The organism is Streptomyces sp. SID13726 (assembly GCF_010548375.1).
GTDB lineage: Bacteria > Actinomycetota > Actinomycetes > Streptomycetales > Streptomycetaceae > Streptomyces.
This window is the reverse complement of the sequence record NZ_JAAGLY010000014.1, coordinates 20,018-46,262: the sequence shown is the minus strand read 5'-3', so window position 1 is coordinate 46,262 and position 26,245 is coordinate 20,018. Positions and strand designations below refer to the sequence as shown.

17 protein-coding genes are annotated in these 26,245 nt (G+C 71.7%); 4 read left to right on the top strand and 13 right to left on the bottom strand.

The features are described 5' to 3' along the window. Positions 1–17: 17 nt before the first annotated feature. Positions 18–1,523, bottom strand: a complete 1,506-nt coding sequence (locus tag G3I78_RS30650) for an APC family permease (RefSeq protein WP_164430449.1) — start codon at positions 1,521–1,523, stop codon at positions 18–20. 142 nt (positions 1,524–1,665) lie between these two features. Here G3I78_RS30650 and G3I78_RS30645 point away from each other — a divergent pair, with 142 nt between their 5' ends. From G3I78_RS30645 to G3I78_RS30635, 3 genes are all read left to right on the top strand, one after another. Continuing rightward, positions 1,666–2,385 (top strand): TetR/AcrR family transcriptional regulator, encoded by a 720-nt coding sequence (locus G3I78_RS30645; RefSeq protein WP_164430447.1) that lies wholly within the window; start codon positions 1,666–1,668, stop codon positions 2,383–2,385. A gap of 92 nt (positions 2,386–2,477) precedes the next feature. Then, positions 2,478–3,674: a hypothetical protein gene (locus G3I78_RS30640; protein ID WP_164430445.1), complete on the top strand. Its 1,197-nt coding sequence runs from the start codon at positions 2,478–2,480 to the stop codon at positions 3,672–3,674. 255 nt (positions 3,675–3,929) lie between these two features. After that, the gene (locus G3I78_RS30635; RefSeq protein WP_164430443.1) at positions 3,930–4,778 is read left to right on the top strand and encodes a hypothetical protein; all 849 of its coding nucleotides are present in this window, start codon (positions 3,930–3,932) and stop codon (positions 4,776–4,778) included. Here G3I78_RS30635 and G3I78_RS30630 read toward each other — a convergent pair. The 7 genes from G3I78_RS30630 to G3I78_RS30600 all read right to left on the bottom strand — a co-directional run bounded on the left by G3I78_RS30630 (position 4,771) and on the right by G3I78_RS30600 (position 14,113). Continuing rightward, positions 4,771–5,772 (bottom strand): alpha-L-glutamate ligase, encoded by a 1,002-nt coding sequence (locus tag G3I78_RS30630; RefSeq protein WP_164430441.1) that lies wholly within the window; start codon positions 5,770–5,772, stop codon positions 4,771–4,773. The genes G3I78_RS30635 and G3I78_RS30630 overlap by 8 nt on opposite strands. 318 nt (positions 5,773–6,090) lie before the next feature. Further along, a complete protein-coding gene (locus G3I78_RS30625) occupies positions 6,091–7,938 on the bottom strand; it encodes an RICIN domain-containing protein (protein WP_164430439.1) in 1,848 nt (615 codons plus the stop codon). Positions 7,939–8,009: 71 nt separating this feature from the next. Next, positions 8,010–9,746, bottom strand: a complete 1,737-nt coding sequence (locus tag G3I78_RS30620) for a trehalase family glycosidase (RefSeq protein WP_164430437.1) — start codon at positions 9,744–9,746, stop codon at positions 8,010–8,012. Positions 9,747–9,803: 57 nt separating this feature from the next. After that, entirely contained in the window at positions 9,804–10,613 is an 810-nt protein-coding gene (locus tag G3I78_RS30615) for a carbohydrate ABC transporter permease (protein WP_164430434.1), read from the bottom strand. Between the two features lie 36 nt (positions 10,614–10,649). Continuing rightward, positions 10,650–11,618 (bottom strand): sugar ABC transporter permease, encoded by a 969-nt coding sequence (locus G3I78_RS30610; protein WP_164430433.1) that lies wholly within the window; start codon positions 11,616–11,618, stop codon positions 10,650–10,652. Position 11,619: 1 nt separating this feature from the next. After that, complete coding sequence (locus G3I78_RS30605; protein WP_164430431.1) at positions 11,620–12,867, bottom strand: extracellular solute-binding protein; 1,248 nt, start codon at positions 12,865–12,867, stop codon at positions 11,620–11,622. 211 nt (positions 12,868–13,078) lie between these two features. After that, positions 13,079–14,113 (bottom strand): LacI family DNA-binding transcriptional regulator, encoded by a 1,035-nt coding sequence (locus G3I78_RS30600; RefSeq protein WP_164430429.1) that lies wholly within the window; start codon positions 14,111–14,113, stop codon positions 13,079–13,081. Positions 14,114–14,466: 353 nt separating this feature from the next. On the opposite strand from G3I78_RS30600, the gene G3I78_RS30595 reads away from it, so the two are divergent. Next, positions 14,467–18,102: a LamG-like jellyroll fold domain-containing protein gene (locus G3I78_RS30595; RefSeq protein WP_164430426.1), complete on the top strand. Its 3,636-nt coding sequence runs from the start codon at positions 14,467–14,469 to the stop codon at positions 18,100–18,102. Between the two features lie 36 nt (positions 18,103–18,138). Here G3I78_RS30595 and G3I78_RS30590 read toward each other — a convergent pair whose 3' ends face one another. From G3I78_RS30590 to G3I78_RS30570, 5 genes are all read right to left on the bottom strand, one after another. Continuing rightward, the gene (locus tag G3I78_RS30590) at positions 18,139–20,868 is read right to left on the bottom strand and encodes a LuxR C-terminal-related transcriptional regulator (protein ID WP_164430424.1); all 2,730 of its coding nucleotides are present in this window, start codon (positions 20,866–20,868) and stop codon (positions 18,139–18,141) included. A 174-nt stretch (positions 20,869–21,042) separates the two neighbouring features. Continuing rightward, entirely contained in the window at positions 21,043–22,152 is a 1,110-nt protein-coding gene (locus G3I78_RS30585; RefSeq protein WP_164430422.1) for a Gfo/Idh/MocA family oxidoreductase, read from the bottom strand. Beyond that, positions 22,146–23,378: a radical SAM protein gene (locus G3I78_RS30580; RefSeq protein WP_203615762.1), complete on the bottom strand. Its 1,233-nt coding sequence runs from the start codon at positions 23,376–23,378 to the stop codon at positions 22,146–22,148. Before G3I78_RS30580 ends, G3I78_RS30585 begins: the two co-directional genes overlap by 7 nt. Positions 23,379–23,389: 11 nt before the next feature. Further along, the gene (locus G3I78_RS30575) at positions 23,390–24,457 is read right to left on the bottom strand and encodes a Gfo/Idh/MocA family oxidoreductase (RefSeq protein ID WP_164430418.1); all 1,068 of its coding nucleotides are present in this window, start codon (positions 24,455–24,457) and stop codon (positions 23,390–23,392) included. Further along, positions 24,454–26,094, bottom strand: a complete 1,641-nt coding sequence (locus tag G3I78_RS30570) for a hypothetical protein (protein WP_164430416.1) — start codon at positions 26,092–26,094, stop codon at positions 24,454–24,456. The genes G3I78_RS30575 and G3I78_RS30570 overlap by 4 nt, the downstream gene beginning before the upstream one ends. Positions 26,095–26,245: the final 151 nt, after the last annotated feature.

The window sequence follows — 26,245 nt, the reverse complement described above, 5'->3', positions numbered from 1 at the left end:
GTGGGCTCCAGGGTGGGTCAGGCCGCCGAACGGTCCATCGGCAGGGTCAGGGACTCGGCGTCGGTACCGCGCCCGGTGGTGAAGTACGGCGAGTGCCGCGCGTACTTGGCGACGGCGGCCATGCCGAGGCCGGCGAGCACGATCACGGCGGGCAGCGAGAACATGAACCAGCCGTTGTCCGGGCTGAGTTCGAAGTGGTCGCTCATGGTCAGGTACGAGTATCCGAGATAGGTGCCGAGGCCCAGCAGGATCAGGCCGGACACCGCGGGCACGCCGATGGCCAGCAGCGCCTCCCGCGGCCCGTCGTGCCGGGCGGACCGGAACCGTACGGCGCAGGCGATCGCGGTGAGGCCGTAGTAGAGGGCCACGATGAGGCCGATGGCGTTGACCGCGGCGAGCAGCATGTCGCTGAGCTTGGGGATCGCGACGGCGAGCAGGGCGATCACCCCGGCGATGGACATCACGATCACGGTACCGGCGGCGGGGGTGCCGTAGCGCGGGTGGATGCGGGTCCACACCGGCCCCATGGTGCGGTCGCGGCTCATGGCGAACAGGCCGCGTGCGGTGGGGATCAGAGTGGCCTGCACGGAGGCGACCGCGGAGAACATCAGGGCGACCAGGGGCAGGGTGGCCCAGGGTTCGGCGGCGAGTTTCTCGCCGAGGTACGGCAGGGCCTGGGGGCCGTTCGTGACGAGTTCGCTCAGGCTCATCTCGCGCTGGAAGGCGACGGAGGCGAAGAGGAACAGGCCGAGCATGGCGAACAGGGCGATGAGTCCGCCGCGGGCCGCGTCGCCGGGGCTCTTGGTCTCCTCGTTGACGCTGAAGGCCGCGTCCCAGCCCCAGAAGAAGAACACCGCGAGGACCATGCCCTGGGCGAAGGTCGTGCCGCTGGAGATCTCGAAGGGGTTGAACCAGGACAGCGAGAAGGCGTGGTCTCCAGTGATCAGGGCCCAGCCGCAGAAGGCCAGCAGGACCGCGTACTCGAAGACCAGCAGGGCGAACTGGAGCCGGGTCGCGGAGCGGATGCCGGTGACGGCCAGGGCGGTGAGGCCGACGAGGATCACCATGCCGACCGCGGTGGTGACACCGGTCGACGTCGGGTCGAGGTCGATGCCGGCGAGGCTGTGCAGGCCCGCCTTGTTGGCGAAGAGCAGGACGACCGAGCCCATGATCGCGCTGGTGTAGGCGCAGAAGATGATCGAGCCGACCAGGGTGACCCAGCCGGTCAGGAAGCCGGGCCAGGGGCCGAGCGCCTTGCCGACCCAGACGTAGCCGTTGCCGCAGTTCGGCTCCGAGCGGTTGAGGCGGGCGTAGGCGGTGGCGATGCCGAGGACCGGCAGGAAGGCGAGGAGCAGGAGCGCGGGGGCCTGGAGGCCCACGATGGTCGCGATCGTGCCCATGCCGATGGCGATGCTGGTGGTGGCCGCGGTGCTGGACGCGGCGATGGCGACACCGTCGACGACGCCGAGGGAGCGGCGCAGGGTCGGGCCCGGTGCGGAGGGGAGGGGCGGTGCGGACGACATGGAGGGCTCCTCGGGGACGGGAGACGGGGAAGAGCCGCGCGGTGAGGTGATGGAACAGCCGATGTCCACATTGGGTCAACCCTGTTGACGTAAGCCCGCCCGGGGCCGTTCACTGAGGGCTCCCGGCGAAGAGGAGCCCGGCATGTCCACCCGTGTCCCAAAGGAGCGCCGGCGCAGGCGCCCCACCCGCTCCGGGGTCCTGCTGTCCGGGGACCTGATCGTGGAGACCGCGCTGCGCCTGATCGGCGAGCACGGTCCCGAGGCGCTGAGCGTGCGGCGGCTCGGGGCGGCGCTGGGCTGTGATCCGACCGCGCTGTACCGCTACTTCCACGACACCGACGACCTGGTGCTGGCCATCGCGGACCGGATCATCGGCGACGCGATGGAGGGGTTCGTCCCGGGGGACGACTGGGTGGCCTCGCTGCGCGAGATGGCGTTGCGGGTGCGGGCCGGGTACGTCGCCCATCCGCGGGCGGCGGCGATGGCCGCGCACCGGGTGACCCGGCGCGTGAGCGAGATCCGCGCGGTGGACACCGGTATCGGCCTGTTGCTGTCGGCGGGCTTCGAACCGGCCGCCGCCGCCCGGCTCTATCTGGCCTTCATCGACACCGTGCTCAGCCACGCGGCCACCGACGCGGCCTTCCAGGCGCTCCCCCGCCAGCAGCGCGAGGCCGATCACCGGGCGTGGCGGGACGTCTACCAGGACCTGGACCCACAGGCGTACCCGGCGCTCACCGCCGTACGCCGGGAGCTGCCGGGGATGGCGGACAGCTCGTTCGAGGAGGCGGTGGACCTGCTCCTGGAGGCGCTGGCGGCTCGGGCGGCGCGGGCGGCGTCCACAGGGGGTTCGTCACCCGGATGAGTTTTTCCGTACGTTCCGTGGGGCGGGGGTTGGCCCGAGGGGCTGGACGGTAGCAACGACAAGATCGCACAGTCGGCTCACAGGGGGGCTCCATGAGACACAGACGATTAGCAGCCGCGGCACTCGCGCTCGCACTCCTCGGACTCGGCTCGGGACCGGCGCTCGCCCAGCCCGCGAAGCCGTCCCCGCCCCAGTACACCGCCCTCGACCTGGGCACGCTCGGCGGCACCTACAGCTCCGCGGTCGCGCTCGACCCGGACACGGTGGTCGGCAGCTCGACACTCGCCGGTGACGACTTCAACTCACACGCCTTCGCCTACGACCGCTCCACGCGCGTGATGACCGACCTCGGCACGCTCGGGGGAACGTCGAGCACCGCGATCGACGTCGAGGGCCGGTACGTGGCCGGCAACATCTACTGGCCGGACAGCGACCGCCGGGGCTTCGTACACGACCTGCGCACCGGCCGGATGCGGACCATCGGCACCTTCGCCGAGGGCGACAGCCATGTCACCGACATCAGCGGCCGTACGGTGGTGGGCAGCGCCTCCACCCCGGCCAACCGGAACACCCACGCCTACGCCTACGACGCGCGCACCGGCGTGCTGACCGAACTCGACTCACCGGTCGGCCCGGACGGGACCAGCTCCGCGGTCGGCAGCTCCCTGAACCGGTATGTCGCGGGCACCTGGGACTACCCGAACACGCCGTTCGAGACCGGCCACGCCTACGTCTACGACCTGCGCACCCGGACCTGGACCGACCTGAGCACCTACGACAACGGTGTCACCAGCAAGGTCACCTCGATCAGCGGGCACACCGTCGTCGGCACCTTCCAGCCCCGGCCGGACGGCGCCTCCGGCACTCCCGCGGAGCGCGGTTTCGCCTACGACATCCACAGCGGGGTCTGGTCCGACCTGGGCCCCGAGCTGTCCTACCGCCCGGTCGTCACCGGGCACACCGTCCTGGCCACAGCCCGCCCGGCGTACGCCTACGACCTGCGCTCCAAGACCCTGTCGACCTTCGGCACCGGGCCGGGGCGGACCTTCGTCAACGGCGCGGCCGGGAAGTTCGCCGCCGGGGACACCAACCCCGGGCCCTTCGCCTACGTCTACCGCCTCGACACCCGGGAGTTCACGCTGCTGCCCGCCCTCGGGGGCGTCCACTCCACGGCGTCCGACGTGGACCGGTACGGCGCCGCCGTCGGCAACAGCGCGCTGCCGCCGACCGATCCGGCCGAGCCGGACGGCGTCTACCACGCCACCCTCTGGACCGTCCGGCACCACTGACGTGCCCGGCCCGGCTCGCCCGCTGCCACACGTCGCCGGCGGGCCGGGTGTCGCGCGAGCGACGGACAAGGGGCGCGAATACGACGTACGGCCGTCGTGCCCACCGCACCCCTGGGACATCTGCGCAGGAGCATCACACAGGCTGCACACTGCCTTTCGAAAGCGTCGCTAGCTTTACCTCCGGCTCGATCCCCCGTGCGAACGAGACCGGCCACGGCCAGCGGGCCGATGGTGCTGTCGACTCAGGAAGACCAGATGGACTACTGCTCCTCGTGCCGTCGGCATCTCAACGGCGCGCTGGCGTGCCCCGGATGCGGCGCCTACGCCCCCGACATCGCTCCCCCCGTCCAGATCCACGCGACGACGGGCGCGGCGGTGTGGGAGGAAGCGCCCACGTGGCACGAAGCGGGCCGCTACGAGGAGCCGGTGCCCGGCGCCGACCCGGCCGGTACCGAGGACGTGGCGGACGCTCCCGTGGCCACGGAGGGCCGGGCGGCCCGGCGGCGCCAGCGGGCCCGCTGGCGCAAGAGCCAGCGCAAGGCCGTGGTCGCGACCGCGGTCGCCCTCGTCGGCGGCGGACTGACCGTCACGGCGATGAGCCAGCAGTCCAACGGCCGTCCCCAGGCGGCCACTTCGCCGGACAACCGAGCCATGGGCGGGGCCGAGGTGCCGACCTCGGACGACTCGCTCCCCACGGCGGACACTCCGGGCGAGGCGCACCAGGCCGCCACGAAGACGCCCGGCACGAAGGTCTCCTCGCACCGCGGGACGGCCGGTTCGGCGTCCACGAGCGGCCGTTCGTCGATCCACACGGACTCCGCCGCCACGCCCACGCCGACGGCGACGACCGCCTCGCGGTCGCAGTCGAAGGCCTCGCTCTCGGCGTCGGTCGCGGCCACTGCCGACACCGGCACCACCACGTCCACGACGACGGAGCAGACCCCTTCGTCGACGGCTACGGACAGCGGCACGACCGCCACCGACTCGGGAACCGGCACGAGCACGGGTTCCGGGAGCTCTCAGACCTCGGAGACGACCACCCCCTCGTCGTCCGCCACCGATCCGGCGGGGCTGTGCGTGCTCAACCTGCTGTGCATCAGCTGACCGCCTGACCGGTGCGGTGAAGCTCCCCTCCCTGGAGGGGAGCTATTCCCTGTGGTGCGTTCCCGGCGGCCAGTGCGTCGAGGTGTGCCTGGATGTACGGGACGGCCACCAGGGACAGTTCGCCGTCCACGAAGGCCGGGTGGACGTTGACCTCGAAGACGACTCCGCCGTTCTCGACGGCCAGGTCGACCCCGGCGAAGGGCAGGCCCACGGACTCGGTCGCGGCGACGGCGAGTTCGGCCAGGCGCGGGTCCAGGTCCGCGGGCGCGATGTGCAGCGGGGTCGCGCCCCGGCAGGTGTTGCAGGGCGTGTCGGGCGCGGGCTGGACGTGCTCCCGGGCGTGGACGATCCGGTCACCCAGGACGAAGACCCGGAACTGGTGGCGGTGGCCTTCCGCGGTGACGTTCCCGGCGTCCCGGGACAGCAGCCAGTCGGTGCCGCGCCCGGCGTAGAAGGCGGCGGCCCGCTCCAGGGCCGGTTCGGTGGTGAGGTGGAAGGTGTCGTCGCCGCCGGTGCCGACGACGGGCCGGGCCCACACGTCACGCCCGAGCCGGTCGAAGACGGCCGCCGCCGCACCGGGTCCGGGCCGGGACAGCACGGCGGTCTCCATCTGGGCGACCCCGTCGCGCTCGAACCGCCCGACGGTCAGGTTCTTCTCGGTCGCCGTCCGCCACGCCTCGGGGTCACCGGCCAGGCTCACCGCGCCGTGCCGCCGCAGCAGCCGCTGGAAGCCGGCCAGCGCCCGGCGCCGGTGCGGCTGGATCTCGTACAGGACGACCACGTCGGGCCGCACGTCCAGGCCCTGTTCGGGGACGCTCAGGCGTAACCGTCCCCGCTCGGGCACCGCGCGCCCGGTGCCGCCGGCGGCGAAGTGCCGGGAGTCGATCCGGACCGGCGGTGCCCCGGTGAGCAGTTCGACCGCCCGGGCCAGGTACTCGCGGCAGCCCTCGGGCGAGGTGGGGTCGGCGATCAGCGCGACGCGGGGTCGGTGCACGGCTGCCTCCACGGAGCTCTCGACGCACACTCGTGCCGCGGGCTCCCGGTTTGCGCGGCCGAGCGGACTCAGGGGTGGTTCCTGTCGCGCGCGTGATCGCCGGGGCATCGCCCGTGCCGCCGCACCGCACCCGGCCGGCGACCGGACCGGACGTCCGGTGACCACAGGAGGTTCCGCCCTGCCGCATCCCTGTCGCAGGGCCGTGCCGTCACGGTAGGCGCCCGGCGGCAGGCCGTACCAGGGCGCACACGGCCCGGCGGTCTGCCCCCGATCCTGCGCCGCCCGCCCCGGTTCGTGCGCCCTGGGGACGCCGTCGGGTCAGCTCTTGCCGAGCAGCCGCCAGATCTGGTTCTTCTTGGTGCCGAGCGCGCTCGCCGCGTCGCAGGTCCACTGGTGGACCAGTGCCCCGGCCGTGGTCGAGACGTTGCTGACGTCGACGCACTTGCCGCTGTGGACGGCGACCAGCTGGTAGTCCTTGCCGTTGCCCAGGGCGGTCACGGGGTTCAGGGTGAACTGCTGGTTGGTGGCGCCGTTGCAGGTGTACTGGATGACGGCGGCGCCGTCGGCGGTCGAGGCCCCGGACACGTCCAGGCACTTGCCGCTGAGCTCGTCGACGACGGTGTAGGTGTTCGTCCTGCCGCTGACGGGCTTGAGGTCGAGCATCTGCTGGTAGCCGCCCTCGCAGTTCCACTGCTGGTACTGCGTGTTGTTCGCTTTGCTCAGGCCGGTGTCGTCCAGGCACTGCCCGCTGTTCTGGCTGACCGCGACGGTGGAGACGGTCGTCTCGGACGGCGGCAGCAGGGTGACGGTCCAGCCGTCCTTGGCGCTGCTCCAGGGGATGCTCACGGAGGCCGCGTTGTTACCGACGGTCAGGGTGGTGTCGGAGATCGTCTCGGGACCGGCCACCGCGGCACCGTTGTTGTACGGGACGCGCTGGACGACGGCACGGACCTTGCCGCTCTCCACCACCGAGGTGCTGCCGAGGCCGGTGAGATTCACGGTGACGGTGCCGGTGTTGCCGCTGCTGCCGAGCAGGATCTTGGCGTTCCTCGCGGTGTTGTCCTTGGTGGCGAGGCCGTCGGTGCCGGTGCCGGGCACGAGGTTGACGATGTTGCCGGTCTGCGAGCCGTAGTAGCGGTACATGAACCACTCGCCCAGCGGCAGGTACTGGCCCGCGCTGTTCTTGGTGAGCAGGGCGGCCTCGTAGTCGTGGAGGTTGGTGCCGGAGGCCCAGTTGCCGCGCAGCCCGTCGGCACCGGCCCGCTCCAGACGGCCGATGAACCAGGCGCCGCCGCCCGGGGACTGCATGGACGAGGTGGCGTACTCGTTGATCTGGTACGCCCGGGTGTTCGTCAACCCGGCCGCCGCGAGCGTGGAGTTGGCGCGGCCGACGTCGGTGACCGGGTCACCGGGCTCGTCGTGCCAGCTGTAGATGTCGGGGGCGACGTCGTTGGCCTTCACGTAGTTCAGGTACGTCGTCCACCAGCTGTTGGAGGAGTTGGGCTGGCCGGCGATGCTCGGGCCGACGATGAGCTGGTTCGGGAAGGCGGCGCGGACCTTGGCGTAGAAGCGCGACCACATCTGCAGGTACTGCGCCTGCGAGGGCTTCCAGAAGCCGCTGCCGTCGGGCTCGTTCCACAGGTCCCACTGGACGGTCATGTTGTTGGCCTTGACGTCGCCGATGAGCTGGGTGACGAAGTCGTCGAACTGCGTCCAGTCACCGTTGTCGCCGGGCCAGCCCTGGCTGGTGGTGCCGTCGGCGCCCCACAGGTCGTGGGGCAGCAGGACGAAGGTGCCGCCGAGGGCGGCGGTGCGCTGGTACTGGGCGAGCGTCGAGTTCCAGCGGGTCCGGTAGTCGGCGAGGCTGGTGGCGTAGCCGCCGCTGTTGAGCTGCGCGCCCCCGGCCCGCATGAAGTGCCACTTGATGTCCTTGAAGAAGTGGTCCTGCGGGAGCGAGCCGTTCGGCGTCATGCCGTAGATCGTTCCGGAGGCGTGGTAGGTGGGGGCGCCGCCCGCCGTGGCGAAGTCGACGGTGACGCCGGTGTCGGCGGCCGCGGCGGGGGTCACCGGGACCAGGGTCGTGGCCAGGGCGGCGAGGAGGACGGCGGCGGACGAGAGCGTTCGCCGGCCGGTGCGGGTCGTCGATCTGGGGACGTTGGTGGGCATGGTGCGGCTCCTGGAGGGGAGGGAGGGGGAACCGGGGCCCCGCTGTGGCCCCGGGGCCGGGGGTTTGGTGTTCAGCGGCTCTCTCGGTGGGCGTGCGCCTCGGCCAGCAGGAGGTAGCCGGCCGCGGTCCAGGTGTAGGCGCGGTCGCGCAGACCCGTTCCGGTGAGGGCGTCGAAGTTCTCGGCGAAGCCGTGGGCCTCGCACAGGGCGCGGAAGCGGGCGCTGATGTCGTCGGCGAGGCGGTGGTGCCCGGCGCGGCGCAGGCCGTCCTCGACCAGGACGGTGGCCGGGGCCCAGATCGGGCCGCGCCAGTAGCCGTCGGCCAAGTAGTGCGGTGAGGTGGTCAGTTCGGTGGCGAGGCCGTACGGGGTCAGGTGGGCCTTGATGTGGTCGGCGAGGGTGCTGCCGATGTCGTCGGGCAGGTGCTCGCCGAGGACGACGGGCATGAGGTCGAGGAGGCCGGCGCTGGTCCAGGTGTCGCCGGTGGCCACTCCGCGGGCCACGAACCGGTCGTCGGCCCAGAGTTCGTCGAGCAGTGCCGTCTGTGTCTCCTCGGCGCCGGCCGCCCACCGGTGCGCTTCGTCCGTCTTCCCCAACTCCTTTGCGAGGTCGGCTAGTTCGCGGAGCTGGAGGACGAGGAACGCGGCGAGGTCGGCGGTGACGACCACCCGCTCGGGGTCGAAGGCGGTGGCGTTGTCCCAGCCGCTGTCGTTGCCGTGCTGGTAGTGGGGCAGCCGGGCGCCGGGGGCTCTTCGGGCGGTGATCCAGAAGTCGGTCCAGCGCGCCAACCGGGTGTAGGCCAGGGTCAGTTCGGCCCGGCTCGGCGGGGTCGGCAGGCGGCGGCGCAGACGGCCGTAGGCCCAGCCGTGGATGGGGGGCTTGACGAAGTTGTGGAGGACCTCGGAGTGGGTGACGGAGTCCGGCAGGGCTCCGCTGTCGTCCTGGTGGTCGAAGGGCAGGTGGAACTGGTCCAAGGCAAGGTCGGGGCAACCGGGCGCGAGGGCCAGGGCGTTGAAGCAGTGGTCCCAGCTCCAGACCTTGTCCATCCAGTGCTTGGACATCAGTACGGCGGGCCGGGTGACCAGGCCGGTGGGGCGTACGGTCGCCGACCACAGGACGTAGGCGGCGAGTTCGGCGGCCGGGGTGTCCGGCGAGCGCCAGGGGGCCACCGCGTCGGCGAAGTCGCGGAACGCGCCCCGCGCGGCCTCCGTGACGTCGTCGAAGGACGCGGACGACGTGTACGGCGGGCGGGCGGTGTCGAGTTCCTCGACCGCGATCTCCCAGGCTCCGTCGCCCGGCGCGGTCACGGTGAGCCCGCGCTCGGCCGTGCCGAGGGCCTGGGCTCCGGCCGGGTCTGCGAGGGTGCCGGACAGCGTGGTGACGCGGTAGCGGCGGCCGGTCTCGTAGGAGGTGAACACGTGCGCGTCGGCCGCCGGGTCGTGGAAGAAGTAGGTCCCGCTGAACGGGGTCAGGGCGTGGGCGGCGGCGAGGACACCGAGGCCCAGGCCTCTCCCCCGCAGCCGGACGGTGTCCGGGGACTCGTAGGCGAGGTCGACGCGGCCGTTCTCGCCGGTCCAGCTGAGCAGGCCGGGGCTCGCCTCGACGCGGGTGGCGGCCCGGGCTCCGGTGGCCGGGTCGACGGGGAGCAGGCGCAGGACGGCGTGCATGCCGTTCTGGTGCGAGACGAGGTGGAGGTCGTCGGCGTAGGTCTTCTCCGCGACCACGGGCGAGATGTCGAACCAGGATCCGTGGGTGCTGAAGGGGATGTCATGGACGTCGAAGGCCGGGCCGGAGGGGGCGGCGGTCATGTGGTGTGACTCGTTTCTGGAGCAGGGGGCACCGGTCGGGGTGACAGGGTGGGGGGCTCAGTCCTTCACGGCACCGGCGGTCACACCGGCGGCCACGTAGCGCTGGGCGAGGACGAGGATCACCGCGGCGGGCAGCGAGGCCACGACGGCGGTGGCCATGATGGCGTTCCACTCCTGGTTGTTGTTGCCGATGTAGTGGTAGATGCCGAGCGTGATCGGCTCCTGGGCACCGCCGTTGACGAGCGTGCCGGCGAAGACGAAGTCGGACCAGGACCACAGGAAGGCGAACAGGGACACGGTGACGACGGCGTTGCGGCTCATCGGCAGCACGACCGACCAGAAGATCCGCAGGGCCCTCGCGCCGTCCATCTGCGCGGCCTGGAGCAGTTCGCCGGGGATGCCGGACATGAACGCCGTGAAGATCAGCACCGCGAAGGGCACGGCCAGGGTGGAGTCGGCGACGATCAGGCCGGGGACGGAGTGCAGCAGGCCCAGCTGGAGGTAGATGGCGTAGAAGCCCATCGCCATGATGATGCCGGGGATCATCTGGGCGGCCAGCAGCAGGAAGCTGAGGACTCCGCCGCCGCGCGGGCGCAGCTTGGCCAGGGCGTAACCGGCGGGTGCGGCCAGGGCCACGGTGAGGGCGACGGTGCCGAGGCCGACGACGAGGCTGGTGCCGAGGTAGGGCAGCTGCTCGCCGAGGACCGTGCGGTAGCCGGCGAGGGTGCCGTGGGTGGGGAAGAGGTCCGGTGGGCTCTTGCGCATGTCCTGGTCGCGGGTGAAGGACACGTTGACCATCCAGTAGACCGGGAAGAGCATGATCCCGGTCAGCAGGAGCCCGAGGGCCGTCTTCAGGGACTTGCTCATGACAGCGCTCGCTTTCTCATGACGGCACCCGATGTCTCATGACAGCGCCTGCTTGCGCTGGACCCGCACGTACACCAGGCCGAAGGCCAGCGCGGCGACCACCAGCAGGTTGCCGACGGCGGCTCCCGGCCCGAACGCGGGCAGGAGGTTGCCGAAGCCGAGCTGGTAGGACCAGGTGGCGAAGGTGGTCGAGGAGTCCGCAGGGCCGCCCTTGGTCATGATCCAGATGATGTCGAAGACCTTGAGGGTGTAGATCAGGCCGAGCAGCAGGGTGATCGCCGACACCGGGCGCAGCAGCGGGAAGGTGATGCTCCAGAACCGCTGCCAGGCGTTCGCGCCGTCGAGCGCGGCTGCCTCGTACAGGCTGGCGGGGATGGACTGGAGGCCGCTGTGGAGCACGACGAGGTTGAACGGCACGCCGATCCAGATGTTCGCGATGATCACCGAGGCCAGCGACCAGGACGGCGAGGTCAGCCAGTTCACCGGGTCGAACCCGAGGCCGCCCAGCAGGGAGTTGACGATGCCGGAGTCGCTGTTGAGCATCCACGACCAGGTGGAGGCCGACACGATCAGCGGCAGCAGCCACGGCACCAGGAACAGGGCGCGCAGGGTGGCGGAGAGCCGGAAGTTCTGGTGGAAGAAGACCGCGAGGGCCAGGCCGATGGCGTACTGGAAGGCAAGGCACACGACGGTGAAGACCACGGTGTGCAGCAGCGCCGGGGCGAAGGTCGGGTCGTCCAGGACGGTCCGGTAGTTCTTCAGGCCGGTGAAGGGCGCGTTGCCCTGCACGAAGGAGCGCACGGTGTAGTCGCGCAGGCTCAGGTCGAGGTTGCGGTACAGCGGATAGGCGTAGAAGAGGGCGAGGTAGAGGGTCACGGGGGCGAGGAACGCCCAGGCGGCCCACTGCGGGGAACGCCCGCGGCGGTCCGCCGCCGGTGGCGGGGCGACCGGGGCCCGCGCGGACCGCTGGTTCAGCGGGCGGGTCGTCTGCTTCGTCGGTCCCATGTCACTTGACCGCGGACTGCGCCGAACTCAGCGCGTCCTTGGGCGACTTGGAGCCGCTGAGGGTGGACTGGACGGCCTTCCACAGCTGCTCGGAGATCTTCGGGTACTTGGTGCCCAGATCGTCGCTGGTACGTCCCTTGGCGGACTTGACCGCCTCCACCCACGGCTTCAGGGCGGCGTTCGCGGCGACCTGCTTGTCCTGGACCTCGGAGGTGGGGGCCACGTAGGACAGCGTGTTGTCGGTCTCCAGGAGGTTCTCGCTGCTGGTCAGGCAGGCGGCCAGCTTCTGGGAGATGGCGTAGCGGCCGGTGTCGTCCTGGACGGGCAGGGTGACGAACTCGCCGCCGGTCGGGGCGGGGGCCGAGCCTCCGGTGGCGCCGGGGATCGGCAGGACGCCGTAGGGGAATCCGGCCTTCTCGGCGTTGGCGAGCTGCCAGGTGCCGTTCTCGGCGAAGGCGTAATCGCCGCTCGCGAACTCCTGCCAGCTGGTGGTCTGGGTGTTGTTGAGGACGGAGTTGGGGGCGTAGCCGTCGGACAGCCAGTTCTTCCACAGGGTCAGCGCGGACACGCCCTGCGCGGAGTCGAGTTGGGTGAGCTTCGCGCCCGAGCCCCAGAACCAGGGCAGGAACTGGAAGCTGCCTTCCTCGGTGCCGATCGCGGAGAAGGTGATGCCCTTCTTGCCGGCCTTCTTGACCTTCGCGAGGGCCGCCGTCAGGGAGTTCCAGTCCTTGACGGAGGCGATGTCCACGCCGGCCGCCTTCAGGACGTCCTTGTTGTAGTAGAGGGCGAGGGTGTTGGCGCCGATCGGGGTGCCGTAGGTCTTGCCGCCGGACTGGCCGGCCGCGAGCAGGTTGGGGTCGGCCTTGGAGGTGTCGAGCTTGCTCTCGTCGGTGGTGGTGAGCACGCCCGCCTCGGCGAGGGTGGAGACGACCGGGTTGTCGACGATGAGGAGGTCCGGGGAGTTGCCCTGCTGGGCGGCGAGGAGTGTCTTGTTGGCGAGGTCGCTGGTGTCGAAGCCGGTGCGCTTGACCTTCACTCCGGCCTCGGAGCCGCACTTGTCGAGCAGGGTGGTCCAGGCGGAGCCCTTGGCGAACTGCGGGTACGGGTCCCAGACGGTGTACGTGCCGCTGTCGGCGCCCTCGGTGCCGCTGCTGCCCGAGCCGGAGGAGCAGGCGGTGGCGCTGACCGCGACGGCCAGGGCGGTGAGGGCCGCGGCGGTCAGACGGCGCTGTCTGGAGGAGCTGTTCATCTCGGGAGGTCCTTTGTTCTGGGCATGCGGGTGCCGAGGGCATGGGGCGCGCCGACGGCATGGGGTGCGCCGAGGGCATGGGGTGCCGAGGGCACGGGTCGGTGAGGAGGCGCGGGCACGGCGAACGGCCCTGTCGAGCGGTCCGGGTGTCCGGTGAGGTGAGGTCGGGTCAGGTCAGGTCGGATCAGGTGATCCGCGTGGGCCGGTGCGGTCAGGCCGTGGTGCCCGTGCCGGCGGGGCTTCCGGCGGGCCCGGTGCTGGCCCGCAGTGAGATCGGCGGGGTGAGGAGGTGGTGCCGGGGCGGCGCGTCGGGGTGGTCGAGCCGCTCCACCAGCAGGTCGACGGCCCGGCGGCCCATGTCCTCCGCCGGTACGTCCGCCGCGGTGAGCTGCGGGGTCATGGTCTCCGCCCAGCGCGCGGCCACGACCCCGGTGACGGAGAAGTCGCGCGGTACATGACGGCCGGCCTGGGCTAGCCCCCGGTAGAGGCCGCCCAGGGCCGCCTCGTTCAGGGTGACCAGGGCAGTGGTGGCGGGGTCGTCGTGCAGAATCTGCTCCAGACACGCCTGGCCCGAGGGCGCGTCGTCCCCGCAGCAGTACGTCCGCACGGTCAGCCCGCGTTCGGCGGCGGCCTTGGTGAAGCCGTCGAGGCCGCGCTGCGCCGACTCGTAGCCGGCCCGCAGCAGTTGCTGGGGGCGGTTGACGAAGGCGACCCGGCGGTGGCCGAGGTCCGCCAGGTGGTGGACGCAGGCGGCCGCGAGCGCGGTGTGGTCCAGGCCGACCCACCAGCTGCCCTCGGGGTGGGCGGTGCGGCCGATGGCGACGGAGGGGAAGCCGAGCGCGGCCAGGTGGTCGGCCCGGTCGTCCGCCAGTCTGATCTCCATGAGGATCGCGCCGTCGACCCGCCGCTCCCCCAGCAGCCGCTGGAAGGAGCGGTCGCTGTCCACTCCGCTCGGGGAGAGCAGTACGTCGTAGTCGTAGGCCGCGGCGGCCTCGACCACGCTGCCGATGAAGTCCAGCTGCATCCCGGTGTAGTGGTTGCCGGCCGGCGGGAAGACCAGGCCGATGGTGCTGGTGCGGCCGTTGGCCAGGGCGCGGGCGCTGGCGTTGGGGCGGTAGCCCAGCTCGTCGATGACCTCCTGGATCTTGCGGCGGGTGTCGTCCGAGACGGGGCGCTTGCCGCTGAGCGCGTAGGACACGGTGCTCCGCGACACACCGGCCCGCCGGGCGATCTCACCGATGTTCACGGGCGCTCCTTCGTCGAACCGGTTCGCTCACGACCGGTTGTCGAACCGGTTCGCGTGAAGTGAAGTTAGGAACTGCCCCGACGCCTGTCAACACCTCCGGCCGGACTTTTACGCTCTTGACCCGGCCGTCCGAAAGCTTGTGCCGGGGGGATTGCTGGCCGGAGGTCCCGGTGCTAGCTTCCCCGAACCGGTTCGATGAAGTGATCCTTCCGTCTCCCGTGAGCCCCGGTCCGCCCTTCCCCGGGCGGACGGCGCCGATCTCCCCCACCGCCCAGCCATGTCCGGCGCCGCATGACGCCGCATTGTCGAACCGGTTCGATCACCGTCGACCCCAAGGATTGAGGACGCGATCCATGCCATCCGCTGACAGATCCACGCGCCGCCGCGCCCCGGCCGCCCTGGCGCTGGCCCTCGGCGCGGGCCTGCTGGCCGCACCCGCCGTCCCGGCGCGGGCGGCCGAGACACCCGGGCCCGCCGCCCACTACACCTTCGACCAGGACGACCTCGCGTCCGGGAGGATCACCGACAGCTCCGGCAACGGCCTGACGGCGACCCTGGTGAACGGCTCCACCGCGCAGTCGGTCGCGGGCACCGACGACGGCAGGGCACTGGCCCTGCCCGGCGGGGCCGCCACCTCCGACGGCGCGTACGTCCGGCTGCCCCGCGAGGTGCTCGGCGACGCGAGCGACCTGACCGTTTCGGCCCGGGTGAAGTGGAGCGGCGACCAGTCGTCCTGGCAGCGGATCTTCGACCTGGGCACCGACACCACCGAGTACCTGTTCACCACGCCCTCCAACGGCAGTGTGCTGCGCACCGCCGTGACCACCGGCGGAGGGGGCGCGGAGGCCCAGGTCTCCGGGTACGCCCCGCTGCCCGCCGACGGCTGGCGGACCGTCACCGTCACCCTGGACACCACGGCCCGCCGGGTCACCACCTACCTCGACGGCGTGCCGGTCTCCTCCGCCGAGACCGGCGTCAAGGCCAGGGAGCTGCTGGACGGTTCGGCCACGGCCGCCGGCTACATCGGGAAGTCCTTCTACCCGGACCCGCTGCTCAAGGGCGCGATCGACGACTTCACGGTCTGGCACTCGGCGCTCAGCCCCGAGCAGGTGGCGGACACGGTCGGGACGCTCCCCACCCTCAAGGACCTCTCGCGGTCCTCCTTCGACGTCCGTACGACGACCGGCACGGCCCCCTCCCTCCCGGCCGCGGTCCGCGCCTCCTTCTCCGACGGCTACGACCGTGACACCGCGGTCGCCTGGGACGCCGTACCGTCCGGGAAGTACGCCGTGCCGGGGACGTTCACGGTGGCCGGCACCGCGGCCGGGCGCGCGGTGAAGGCGACGGTCACCGTGGTCCGCGAGGGCCAGCTCACCGTCGATCTGGGCTCGGACACCGGCGCGTTCCACGGCGGCGCCTCCGGCACCCTCTACGGCGTGTACGGACCGGACGTCCCCACGAACAACCTCATCGAGGGCATGGGGCTGCGCACGGTCTCCACCAAGGCCCAGGACGGCCCGCAGCACCCCGGTGCCGACGCGCTGGAGGTGGTGAAGCCGCTCGCCGACTCCACCGACGGCGACGTGTACATCTACATGACCGACATCCACCGCGGCTTCCCGTACGAGTGGCCCGGCGACACCCCCGCCGAGAAGCTCAGGCTGTACGAGGAGAAGCTGGCCAAGCAGGTCGACCAGGTCCTCAAGCTGCCGAAGAAATACCAGGACAACATCGTCTTCGTGCCGTTCAACGAGCCCGAGGGCAACATGTTCGGGACCGGCGAGTGGAGTTACGACAAGGTCAGCTGGCTGAACGACCCGGACGCCTTCTTCGCCGCGTGGGACTCCGCGTACCGGCTCATCAAGGGGAAGATGCCCGCCGCCCGCATAGCCGGTCCCAACACCAGCGTCCTGTACGACCAGGTCAAGGGCTTCCTCTCCCACGCCCTGGCCGCGGGCACGCTCCCGGACGTCGTCACCTGGCACGAGCTGAGCCACCCGGAGGCGGTGCGCCAGAGCGTGGCCAAGTACCGGGCGTGGGAGAAGGAGTTGTTCAGGGGCACCGACCGCGAGGGCACCCGACTGCCCGTCAACATCAACGAGTACGCGTTCAACTACCACACCTCCGTCCCCGGTCAGATGATCCAGTGGGTGTCCGCGATCGAGGAGTCCAAGGTGGACGCCGACATCGCGTACTGGAACATCGACGGCAACCTCTCCGACTCCGCGGTGCAGTCCAACCGCGGCAACGGCCAGTGGTGGCTGCTGAATTCGTACGCCTCGATGAGTGGGCACACGCTGACGGTGACCCCGCCGTTCCCGGGCGAGAACTACACGATGCAGGGCGTGGCCACGCTCGACCCGAAGAAGAAGCAGGCCCGGCTGCTCTTCGGCGGCTCCACCGGGAAGGGTCACATCACCTTCTCGGGCGTCCAGAAGAAGCTCTTCGGGGACCGGGTGCACGCCTGGGTGCGGGAGATCGACTGGAGCGGGCAGGTCGGCGACAACTCCGGCCCGAAGCTGCTGGCGGAGAGGGACCTGAAGGTGGCGCGGGACGGCTCGGTCGTCGTCGACTTCGGCGACGGCGCCCTGCCCACGCTCAAGGAGTCCTCGGCGTACGAGATCGTCCTCAGCCCGGCCGGCCGGACGAGGAGCACGCAGTCGCCGCCGGTGCGCTGGCAGGGCTCGTACGAGGCGGAGGACGCGGCGCACACCGGGTCCGGGTACTCCAAGAACGGTCCCGAGGGCTCGACTTCGAACGTGTCGAAGTTCTACACCTCGGGCGGCTACGACGTGGGCGGACTGCGCACCGGCTCGGACGTCGCCCTCGACTTCACGGTGGACGTGCCCGAGGACGGCACCTACGACCTGAGCGTCTTCGCCAACTCCCTGAACACCTTCGACAAGGTGAAGGAGCAGGGCCCCACCAACGTCTTCCTGCGGGTGGACGGCCGGGCGGACGCCGAACAGGAGCTGTATCTGCCGCTCGGCTACAAGTGGGTGGTGTGGGACCACACGGACACCGAGGTGAAGCTCACCAAGGGCCGGCACACGCTGACGCTCGCCGCGAGGAGCGCCGACGGGAAGCGCGCCACGAAGGGTGACGCCATCGTCGACCGTCTCACCCTGTCCCTGCCGTCGGCCTCGGCGGCCACCCGGGTGTACGAGGGCGAACTGGCCTGGACGAGCGGCGGCGCCCGGCCCGTCTACGACCTGCCGAAGTCCTCCGGTTCGGGTGCCGTCCGGCTGGCGAAGGGGCAGACGGCCACGTTCTGGGTGTACTCCCCCGCCGACCGCGAGGCCACGCTCCGGGTCGACGGGCTCGGGGGTTCGGGGGCCCGGCTCGCCGTCAACGGCAACGACGTGCTGCGCCTGGCCAAGGGCCGCGGCAGCGTCACGGTCTCCCTCTCCGGGGGCGTCAACAAGGTGACGGTGACCGGCGGTTCGTCGCCCACCCTCGTCGACCGGCTCACGGTCACCCCGACCGAGGGCACGCTCAGGACGCGTACCTACGAGGCGCAGGATGCCGTACTCGCGGGCACGGCCACGCTCACGCCGCTGTCCCTGGCCACCGGCGGTTCGGCGATCACCGGTGTCGGCGGGGACCCGGGCAACGGCAACACCGCGACGTTCACGGTCACCGCGGACAAGGCGGGCCTGTACGCGCTGCGCGTGCGCTACTCCAATCCCGAGCAGTCCGAGGCCACCCACTACAACCCGGACCCGCTGGCCCGGCACGCCGACATCAGCGTCAACGGCGGCGGCGCGCACCGCGTGGGCTTCCCGCACACCTTCCACGAGAACAACTTCTGGGAGCTGACCGTGCCGGTCACCTTGAGGAAGGGACGGAACACGATCGCCTTCCGCTCCGAGGAACTGCCCGATTTCGACGGCACGACCTACGCCTCGGAGACCTTCCCCGGGGTGCTGCTGCGCTCACGGTACGCGCCGCTGATCGACCGGATCTCGGTGGCGCCGTACGCACGTTGAGGCCCTGATGGGCTCCCGGGCGATGCGAGGAGGTTCTCACTCCTGGGTCTGAAGCCCCAGCAGAAGCGACAGATCGCCGCGTCGGCGGACCGCGAGCTTGCGGTAGACGCGGGTCAGGTGTTGCTCGACCGTGCTCACCGTGATGAAGAGCCGGCTGGCGATCTGTCGGTTCGACCTGCCGGTCGCGGCGAGGGAGGCGACCCGCCACTCCGCCTCCGTCAAGCTGCCGGTGGCGGTCGTGTCGGTCGCCGCGGAGTCGGGTCCAGGACTTGTCCGGCGGTGGTCGACGTCGGGATGGATCGGCTCGGCCGGGTCCGCGTGCCCGTCGAGCGAGGACGCGGACCGGAGCGACCGGTGGGGGGCGCCGCACTCGTCGGCCAGGTGCAGCGCCTCGTTGTGGCGGGTGCGGGCGGCGTGTGTGCGGCCCTCCTCCAGATCGGCGCGGCTGAGACGGGCGAGGACCTTCGCGAGCGAGAGCCTGCTGCCCGCCTTGCGCAGGGTGTGCTCAGCCTCCTCCAGACGCGCTCTGCGCAGGGCCGGTTCGTCGACCGTGGCCAGGATCTGGAGGGCCCGGCCGCGGGCGTCGGTGGGCCGGTCGTCCTGCGCCAGTTCGGCGAAGGCCATCCCGCGGGCCTGGTCCGGCTCGCCGAGGGCCAGATACGCCTCGGCGGCATGGGCGCGCCAGCCGAGGGGGCCCAGCAGGTCCACATGCTGTGCCTCGCCACGAGGAGCGCAGGCGGCGAAGTCGTTCAGCGCCTCCCGCGGGCGGCCCGTCTCCAGCAGATAGCTGCCGCGGGCGACCCGGTACAGCGGGCCGAAGGCCGAGTCCCACATCTCGTCGGGTACCGGGCGTTCCAGGTAGCCGGCCGCGTGGTGCGGAACTCCCATGAGCGTGTACGCGGCGATCAACGCGGAGAGCGGCAGGCCGACGGTGACGCCCCAGCTGTGGTCCGGCAGCAGCGCCAGAGCGGAGGCGGCGCAGGCGACTGCTGTGCGCAAGTCTCCCAGGTTCCAGCGGATGTGGGCACGCAGGCCCGCGAAGAACGCCTGGCGCGCGGGGAGTCCGGCCACGGGCGCACGCCGCCGCTGTTCCTCACAGAGCCGGTCGGCGCGGGTCAACTCGCCCTTCTGTAACACCTCCGTCACGGCCGCGAGGTCCAGCCCCCAGAACCGGCGGGGGTCCGTCACGGCCGGAGTGGACCGCGCCCCGGTGGCATCGTTGTCAGCACCTTCCGGAGCGGGCTCCCGCGCGTCCGGTGGAACGAGAGCGGGGACGTCCCCGGCCTCCCGGAAGTAGCCGCGTATCGAGGGCTCGTTCAGCAGGTCCGGCCACAGGCAGCCGATCAGCGCGTTGAGCCCTCGGACCCCCTCCGGTCCCTGAGGTGGTCCGACAGACGCAACCAGACGGGTCATCACCTCTCGGGCATGGTCCCGCCAGCCGAACCAGAGGAACCAGGCGACGAGCAACTGCAACGACCGGCGATCCACGTGTCCGGCGCGCGCCGCGGCCAGCAGCCGGTCCACCTCCTCCGTAGCCGCCAGCGGATTGACGTAGCACAACGCGCCGATCAGCGCGGCCAAGGCCTTGCCGCGCTCCTCGTCACCCAGGTCGGCACGGCCGGCGAGGCGCAGACAGGCGATCGCGCGGTCCACGTGCCCGCCCACGAGCAGCTGTTTCCCTGCGTGTTGCAGCAGCCGCGCCTGGGACGGGTCGGGTCGCTCGTCCGCGGCCACGAGCTGTCGGGCGACGGTGAGCGCCGGTGCACCCTCGGCGAGCAGCAGCGTGGCGGCCTTCCGGTGCAACGCCGGCAGTTCCGCGCCGACCGCGCCAAGGACGGTGTTGGGCAGGGTCGGGTGCCGGAAGCGGCCGGCTCCCAGCAGGCCCGCGCGTTCGAGGTCCGACAGGTGCTGCTCGATCTCCCCGGGACGGCGCTCCAGCAACCGGGCGGCACGGGCTGCGGTGGCGTCGTCCCCCAGCACGGCCCACGCCTGGACGGTCCTGGCGAGGGAGGGGTGGCGGACCAGACCGGCCAGGTAGGTGGTGCGGAAACCGTCTCCGACGGGCACGTTCGTGCCGGTGCGGGCGGCTGCGGACGGGGCCAGGTCGCGGACCAGCGCGGTGGTCAGCGCCGGATTGCCGCCGCTGATCCGGTGGACGGGTGCGGCCAGCCCACGGGCCGCGTCGGCGCCGACCTTGCCCTCCAGCAGGCTTCTCACCCCCTCCACCGGCAGGTTGGCGGCCTCGACCAGCCGGGCACCGGGGAGTGCGGCGAACTCCAGATGATCGCCCGTACCGTCGCCGAAGACGCGCGGACAGGCCAGCACCATGGCGATGCCGTAGGTATGGACGCGGCGGGCGAGATAGAGCAGGCACGACTGCGAGGACGGGTCCATGTGCTGGGCGTCGTCGACGAGGACGACGATCCGGGTCCTTCCGGCGGCCGCCACCAGCGCCGAGGCGAGATCGTGCACGAGCCGGACGGGGACGGTGGTGTCCGGCCCTCCGGTCCGTGCCTGCCTGATGAGCCGCCAGACCGCCGATTTCACGGCATCCGGAACTCCGGGGTCATGGACGAGCTGCTCCACCGAGGAAAAGGGAATTTCCCGTTCGTCTCGGAATCCGGTGACACTGAGGCAAAGGGAACCGGATTCATCCGCGGTTCGCTTCATCTTCTCCAGGAGGAAGGTCTTCCCGGTTCCCGGACCTCCTTGCAGGATGACGACACCTAACGAAATGGCCGCTAAGTCACAGTTCTCAAGTTGCATCGCACCGTCCGTTCCCGACACATGACCATCGGTGACCGAGTGTAGGTCGGGACAGTTGGCGACACTGAACCGCGATTCAGCATTTTGCCACTTGTTTGTAACGTGCATACACTATTTCGAGCGCAATGCGCCATGCGTGCATCCGGCATTGCGCGAGGCGGGCGGTTCCCTCGGTCATTCCTCGCCGACCGCCGGGACAGGCGGGTTCTCCGGGTGCACCCGCTGCGGAACGCCGGTCCTGGCGGACGCGTACACCGCTGTCACCACGGCCACCGCCCGCCGGCCGGCGCTCCCGTCCACGGACGGCGACCGCCCGTCACGCACGGCGTCACAGAAGTCCAGGAGCTGGTCGCGGTGCGGCTGGTACAGCAGGCCGCAGGCGTCCCGGGTCCGGTCCCGCGCCAGTGCCGCCGCGTGCGCGGCGGACTGGTCGCCGGCGCCGAACGCCCCGTACACCGGTGCGTCGTTGCCCTCTTCGGCGAGGTGCAGATAGGTGAGTTCGTCGTCGTCGATGACGACGGAGCCCCGGTCGCCGTTGACCGCGATCCGGCTGGTGCGCCCCGGGTAGGCGGCCGTGGTCGCGAGCAGGGTGCCCAACGCCCCGTCGGCGAAGCGGAGGCTGGCCGTCGCCACGTCCTCCACCGCGATGCCGGGGTGGGCGAGTCGCGCGGTGTGCGCGGTCACCTCCACCACCGGTCCCGCCAGCCACTGCACCAGGTCCACCGCGTGGATCGCCTGGTTCATCAACGCGCCTCCGCCGTCCAGGTCGGGCGTTCCGCGCCAGGTGCCGGAGGTGTAGTAGGCGGGGGCGCGCCACCAGGCCAGTTCGGTCATGACCGAGGTGACCCGGCCCAGCTTCCCGGACTCGATCGCCGTACGAGCCAGCCGGGCCGCGGGGTCGAAACGGTGCTGGGACACCACGCCGAGGGTCCGCCCGGTCCTGCGGGCCGTGTCGATCAGGCGGTCGGCGGCCTGGGGCAGTACGTCGACGGGCTTCTCCACCAGCACGTGCTTGCCCGCGAGCAGGGCCGCCTCGGCCACCTGGGCGTGCGTGCCGCTGGGGGTGCACACGAGTACGGCGTCCACGTCCTCCCGGGCCAGCAGTCCCGGCACGTCGGTCGCGGCGCAGCCCACCTCGGCCGCCAGTTTCCCGGCGCGCTCCGGGTCCCGGCCGGCGACGGCGGCCAAGCGTGCCCGGCCGGCCAGTTGGTCGTCGCCGCGGGTCAGCAGTCGGGCCAGGAAGCCGCCGATCGAGCCGCAGCCGATCACTCCGAAGTTCAGCACGAGATCTCTCTTCCGGTCGTGGCCGGGGCCTCGGCCAGGTGGTTGGGGAGCGCTGCGAGGCGGCGCTCCTGGTCGTCGAGGTCGGCCGGGTACTCCTCCCGGTATCGCCGGGTCACGTCCCTCACCTCCCGCCAAGTCGCCGGGGCCGTACCGCCGTTGAGAGCGGGGGCGAGATCGGCGTACTCAGGGGTGCCGGGGGTCGGGGTGAAGCGGCGTGTCCTGAAGCGGGCCGGAATGCGTGCCGTGTGCTCGACCAACTGGTCCGAGCGGCAGGCTTCGTCGTCGGGCAGGCCCACCGGTACGGACACGAACGGTGTGATCCCTGCTCTGTCCAGGCTCAGTACGGCGTCCCTGAGATCCCGTTCGGGCACACGGGAGTTCAGCCACACGCCCTGGCAGCCCGCCTCGCGCCACCGGCGGAGATCGGCGGCCAGGACGATGTCGGCCCGTGTCCGGGCGGTCCAGCCGATGCCCCGGCCCCGCAGCCGGTCGCGGATCTCCCCGTGGAAGGCTGCGTCGGCACCGAAGGCGTGGTCCAGGAAGAGCAGCTCCGGCAGGCCGGCCGCGTGCTGGGTCTCGACCTCGGCGACGACCTGTTCGGCGGTGGGGCACGACGCCGCCCACACGGTGGCCGCCGGTGCGGTGCGGAGCAGGCCGTCCACGGTGACCTCGGCCGTGTAGCGCCCCAGCGGCACCAGGTCGTAGGCCGGTGGCGGCCACCGGTCCCGGCTCAGGTCCGGGTAGGGCCGGGGGTGGTTGCCCACCACGGTCACCGGGGCGGCCGGGCGGGGCAGACCGCCGTAGAGGACCGGGGCCCTGGTTCCTGCCGTGAGGTCGCGGACACCGTGCACGGCCGCCGAGTCGGCGGCACCGACGGCGACATGGTCGACCCTCAGGTCCAGCAGGGTGGCTCCCGGCAGGTGGGTGCCGTGGGGGCCGACCGCCATGGTCCGGGCGGCCGGGAAGAGCTGTCGCGCGCGCTCGGCCGTGACACGCGCCGACGTGAGGTCCGGGGCGTAGTGCCGGGCGGGTCCCGTCACGGCGGTGAAGATCACCACCAGATCGGGGTCCGCCTTGTCCGGCCGGGGTTCCGGGAGGCGCTGGTCCCGGACGGTGATCTCGTGGCCGTCGGCGCGGAGCCGGGCGGCGGCCCGCAGTACCTGGCGGGGGACATGGACGCGTCCGCGGTCGTCCGGGTCTGCGGGTACCACCAGGCGGATGCGCATCGGCGGGCGCCTCACGAGCGGACGGAGGGGTGGGCGGTCCTCGCCAGCGCGTCGATGCGGGACACACCGCGCAGGTCGAGGCCCGGTGGGACGTCCGGGCCCAGCAGCGCGGCGGCGGACCAGCGCAGGGCGTTGTCCAGGGGCGAGTCGTGGATCAGCCACTCGCGCCGCAGGTCCGGTCCCTGCACGGCCAGCCGGTGGGTGTTGCGCGGCAGCCGCGTCCCCCGGGGCAGGGTCACCGGGTCCAGGTCCAGCGCGAAGCGCACCGGCCCGGCGAGCACCTCGACATGGCGCTGGCGGCTCTCCCCCTCCGCGACAGGCAGGTCGAACCAGGAGGGCACGGGGACCTGTCCGGACGGATCGGGGCCGACCACGGTCGAGTACAGCTCGATGTCCACTCCGTCGGCGACGGCGTGCTCGTGGGCCGCGGTGCTGGTCAGTTCGGGGTCGGTCGCCACCCGGACGCCGTACTCACCGGGGCCGGTGCCCATGTAGCGGTCGTACGTCCCCGTCGGCAGCGCGCCGCGTACCAGGGCCAGCATGTGCAGCCATTCGTAGCCGAAGACGCCGTAGTCGTGGTCGACGAACCGGCCGGCCGCGATGTCGGCCCGCCGGTCCTTGCCGAACCCGACGCGGAGCGCCCGCAGTTCGTGCCGGGGCGCCAGCTCCCGTCGTAGTGTCCGCAGCAGGGCCATCGCCTGAGAGTGCCGGTACTGGTCCATGACGACCAGTCGGGCGTCGGGGTGGCGGTCCAGCAGCGCGGTCAGTTCGGGTATCTCCCGGGCACGGCACAGCGGTTTCTCCACCAGCAGCCGGGCCGCGGGATCGACGGCGAGCACGTCCGCGACCGCGGCCACATGGGTGGCGGTCGGCGAGCACACCGACCAGATGTCGACGGGGCGTCGGCGGGCGGCCTGTTCCGGGTGCTCGACGACCGGGACGGCACTCGACCGGTCGCCGGGTGCGGGGTCGACCACGCTCACGTCGAACCCGAGGTCGCCCAGCAGGCGTTGGTGGAGTCGCCCGGCCGCCCCGTACCCGATGACACAGACGTGGGTGCCGGACGCGCGGGACGTCATCGGGTCACCGGGGCCGTGACGGCCGCGGATGCGGCGCGGCGCGTGCCGGAGCGCAGGTACTCCTCGTAGTAGGCGTGGAACAGCCCCGCGTCGTCGATCGCCCGGTCCACCGGGTCCAGATGGAGGCCGGGCCCCAGCCGGCCGGCCTCCCGGCACAGGGTCTTCGCGGCGATCAGGGTGCCGGCCCGGTAGGCGTCGTAGCCGCGGTTGGCGATCCCCTCGTACTCGAAGAGGTTCAGGGAGCGGCCGTCGCCCAGCAGGGTGGCCGTGGTGCCGGTGGGCAGGGTGTGACGGACACCGACGTGCGGGACGGTGGTGGACCGCAGTCCTTCGAATCCCTCGCTGAGCAGGCTGAAGTCCTTGGTGGCGAAGCCCGCGAGGTACACCTCGTCGGGCAGCAGGGGCAAGTCCTCGTGGGTCAGGGCGAGTTCGCCGGTGTTGCCGATGACCAGGAAGGGCGCGTGGGCGCTCAGGGCCTCGCCCGCGCAGGTGTACGTCTCGTAGCCGTGTTCGGCGGCCGTGATCAGCGCCAGGATCTCGGTGTCCACCACGGCGACCCGGCAGCCCAGGGCGCGCAGCGCGTGCGCGACCCGGGCGCCCAGGGTGCCGTAGCCCAGGAGCAGTACATGGCGGCCGATGAACTTCTCGCCGGGCAGGACCGCGCGCAGGCGGCGGACGCAGGAGTCGGCTATCTCGTTGTAGCCGAGCATGCTCTTGAGGCGCGAGCGGGCCATGTTCAGTACCGGGATGGTCAGTTCACCGGGCGCGTTCGCGATGCGCTTGAGCCCGCTGACCGTCAACTCCAGGGCGCCGTCGATGTGTTGGTCGAGGACTCCGTCGGCTCCGTAGCCCTGCGCGAGGAGGCCGCCGTCGTCGACCACCAGCACCTTGCGGCCCGCCTCGTGCGCCCGGCGGACGAACTCGTCCACCTGCTCGTTGACGGCGAGGGCGTACGCCTTGGCCTCGGTGTCGGCCGAGCCGTTGATCACCGAGTTGTCGAGGGTGTCGCTGCGGTAGCCGCGGTCCAGGAACCAGGCGTGGACGCGGTCGCGGTGCAGGGTCCGGTCGCCCTTGTTCAGCGCGAAGATCCACTCCCGGTCGATGCCGGCCCGCTCCATGCCGAGCAGGAAGCCGATGCTGTTCTCCACGTAGTGGTCGCGGAAGATCAACGCCCAGTCGCGCAGGGCGGGTTCCTCGGTGGCGTAGCGGGCGACCAGGGGCATGCCGCGCACGATGGAGTCGATCTCCGCGCCGGTGTAGCAGCGGCCGCGCAGGGTGAGCGCCTCGACCACGCGGTCGAAGACGTCCTCGGCCCGCGCGGAGAGCGGTCCGGTGGCGGCGAGCAGCACCTGGGTCCGCCCGGCCGGCGGGTGGACGGCGTCGAGGGTGTCGGGCGCCGGGTCGGCGACCGGCCTGGTGCGCAGGTGCACGGCGGTGCCGTCGAGGTCGATCAGGCGGTCGCCGGGCGTGGGGCACGGGAGTAACACCCCCTCCCCGCGCAGCACCGAGCGTACGGTCGCGTCGACGTCGTCGGGTGTCATACGGCCGTCGACGATCTCGTACCGGCCTGCTGCGTGGTGCGTCGCGGTGCTGTCCTCGACGGCGACATTCGTGGTGTCGCGTTCGGTGAAAGTCATTGTCTCGACCTCATCTCGTAGGCAGCGCAAGGCCGGATCGCGCGATGGCGCTTCGGCGGCCCGTGCGGGGGCGGGGGAGGGAGTCCGGGGCGGGAAGCGCAGCCGGACCGTGGTGGGCCCTCTCACGCCGGGAGCCTATGAAGATCGTCCA

Coding starts and splice junctions, on each gene's coding strand:
- G3I78_RS30650 (WP_164430449.1), bottom strand. CDS start 1,523: ATGTCGTCCGCACCGCCCCTCCCCTCCGCACCGGGCCCGACCCTGCGC.
- G3I78_RS30645 (WP_164430447.1), top strand. CDS start 1,666: ATGTCCACCCGTGTCCCAAAGGAGCGCCGGCGCAGGCGCCCCACCCGC.
- G3I78_RS30640 (WP_164430445.1), top strand. CDS start 2,478: ATGAGACACAGACGATTAGCAGCCGCGGCACTCGCGCTCGCACTCCTC.
- G3I78_RS30635 (WP_164430443.1), top strand. CDS start 3,930: ATGGACTACTGCTCCTCGTGCCGTCGGCATCTCAACGGCGCGCTGGCG.
- G3I78_RS30625 (WP_164430439.1), bottom strand. CDS start 7,938: ATGCCCACCAACGTCCCCAGATCGACGACCCGCACCGGCCGGCGAACG.
- G3I78_RS30620 (WP_164430437.1), bottom strand. CDS start 9,746: ATGACCGCCGCCCCCTCCGGCCCGGCCTTCGACGTCCATGACATCCCC.
- G3I78_RS30615 (WP_164430434.1), bottom strand. CDS start 10,613: ATGAGCAAGTCCCTGAAGACGGCCCTCGGGCTCCTGCTGACCGGGATC.
- G3I78_RS30610 (WP_164430433.1), bottom strand. CDS start 11,618: ATGGGACCGACGAAGCAGACGACCCGCCCGCTGAACCAGCGGTCCGCG.
- G3I78_RS30605 (WP_164430431.1), bottom strand. CDS start 12,867: ATGAACAGCTCCTCCAGACAGCGCCGTCTGACCGCCGCGGCCCTCACC.
- G3I78_RS30595 (WP_164430426.1), top strand. CDS start 14,467: ATGCCATCCGCTGACAGATCCACGCGCCGCCGCGCCCCGGCCGCCCTG.
- G3I78_RS30590 (WP_164430424.1), bottom strand. CDS start 20,868: ATGCAACTTGAGAACTGTGACTTAGCGGCCATTTCGTTAGGTGTCGTC.
- G3I78_RS30580 (WP_203615762.1), bottom strand. CDS start 23,378: ATGCGCATCCGCCTGGTGGTACCCGCAGACCCGGACGACCGCGGACGC.
- G3I78_RS30575 (WP_164430418.1), bottom strand. CDS start 24,457: ATGACGTCCCGCGCGTCCGGCACCCACGTCTGTGTCATCGGGTACGGG.
- G3I78_RS30570 (WP_164430416.1), bottom strand. CDS start 26,094: ATGACTTTCACCGAACGCGACACCACGAATGTCGCCGTCGAGGACAGC.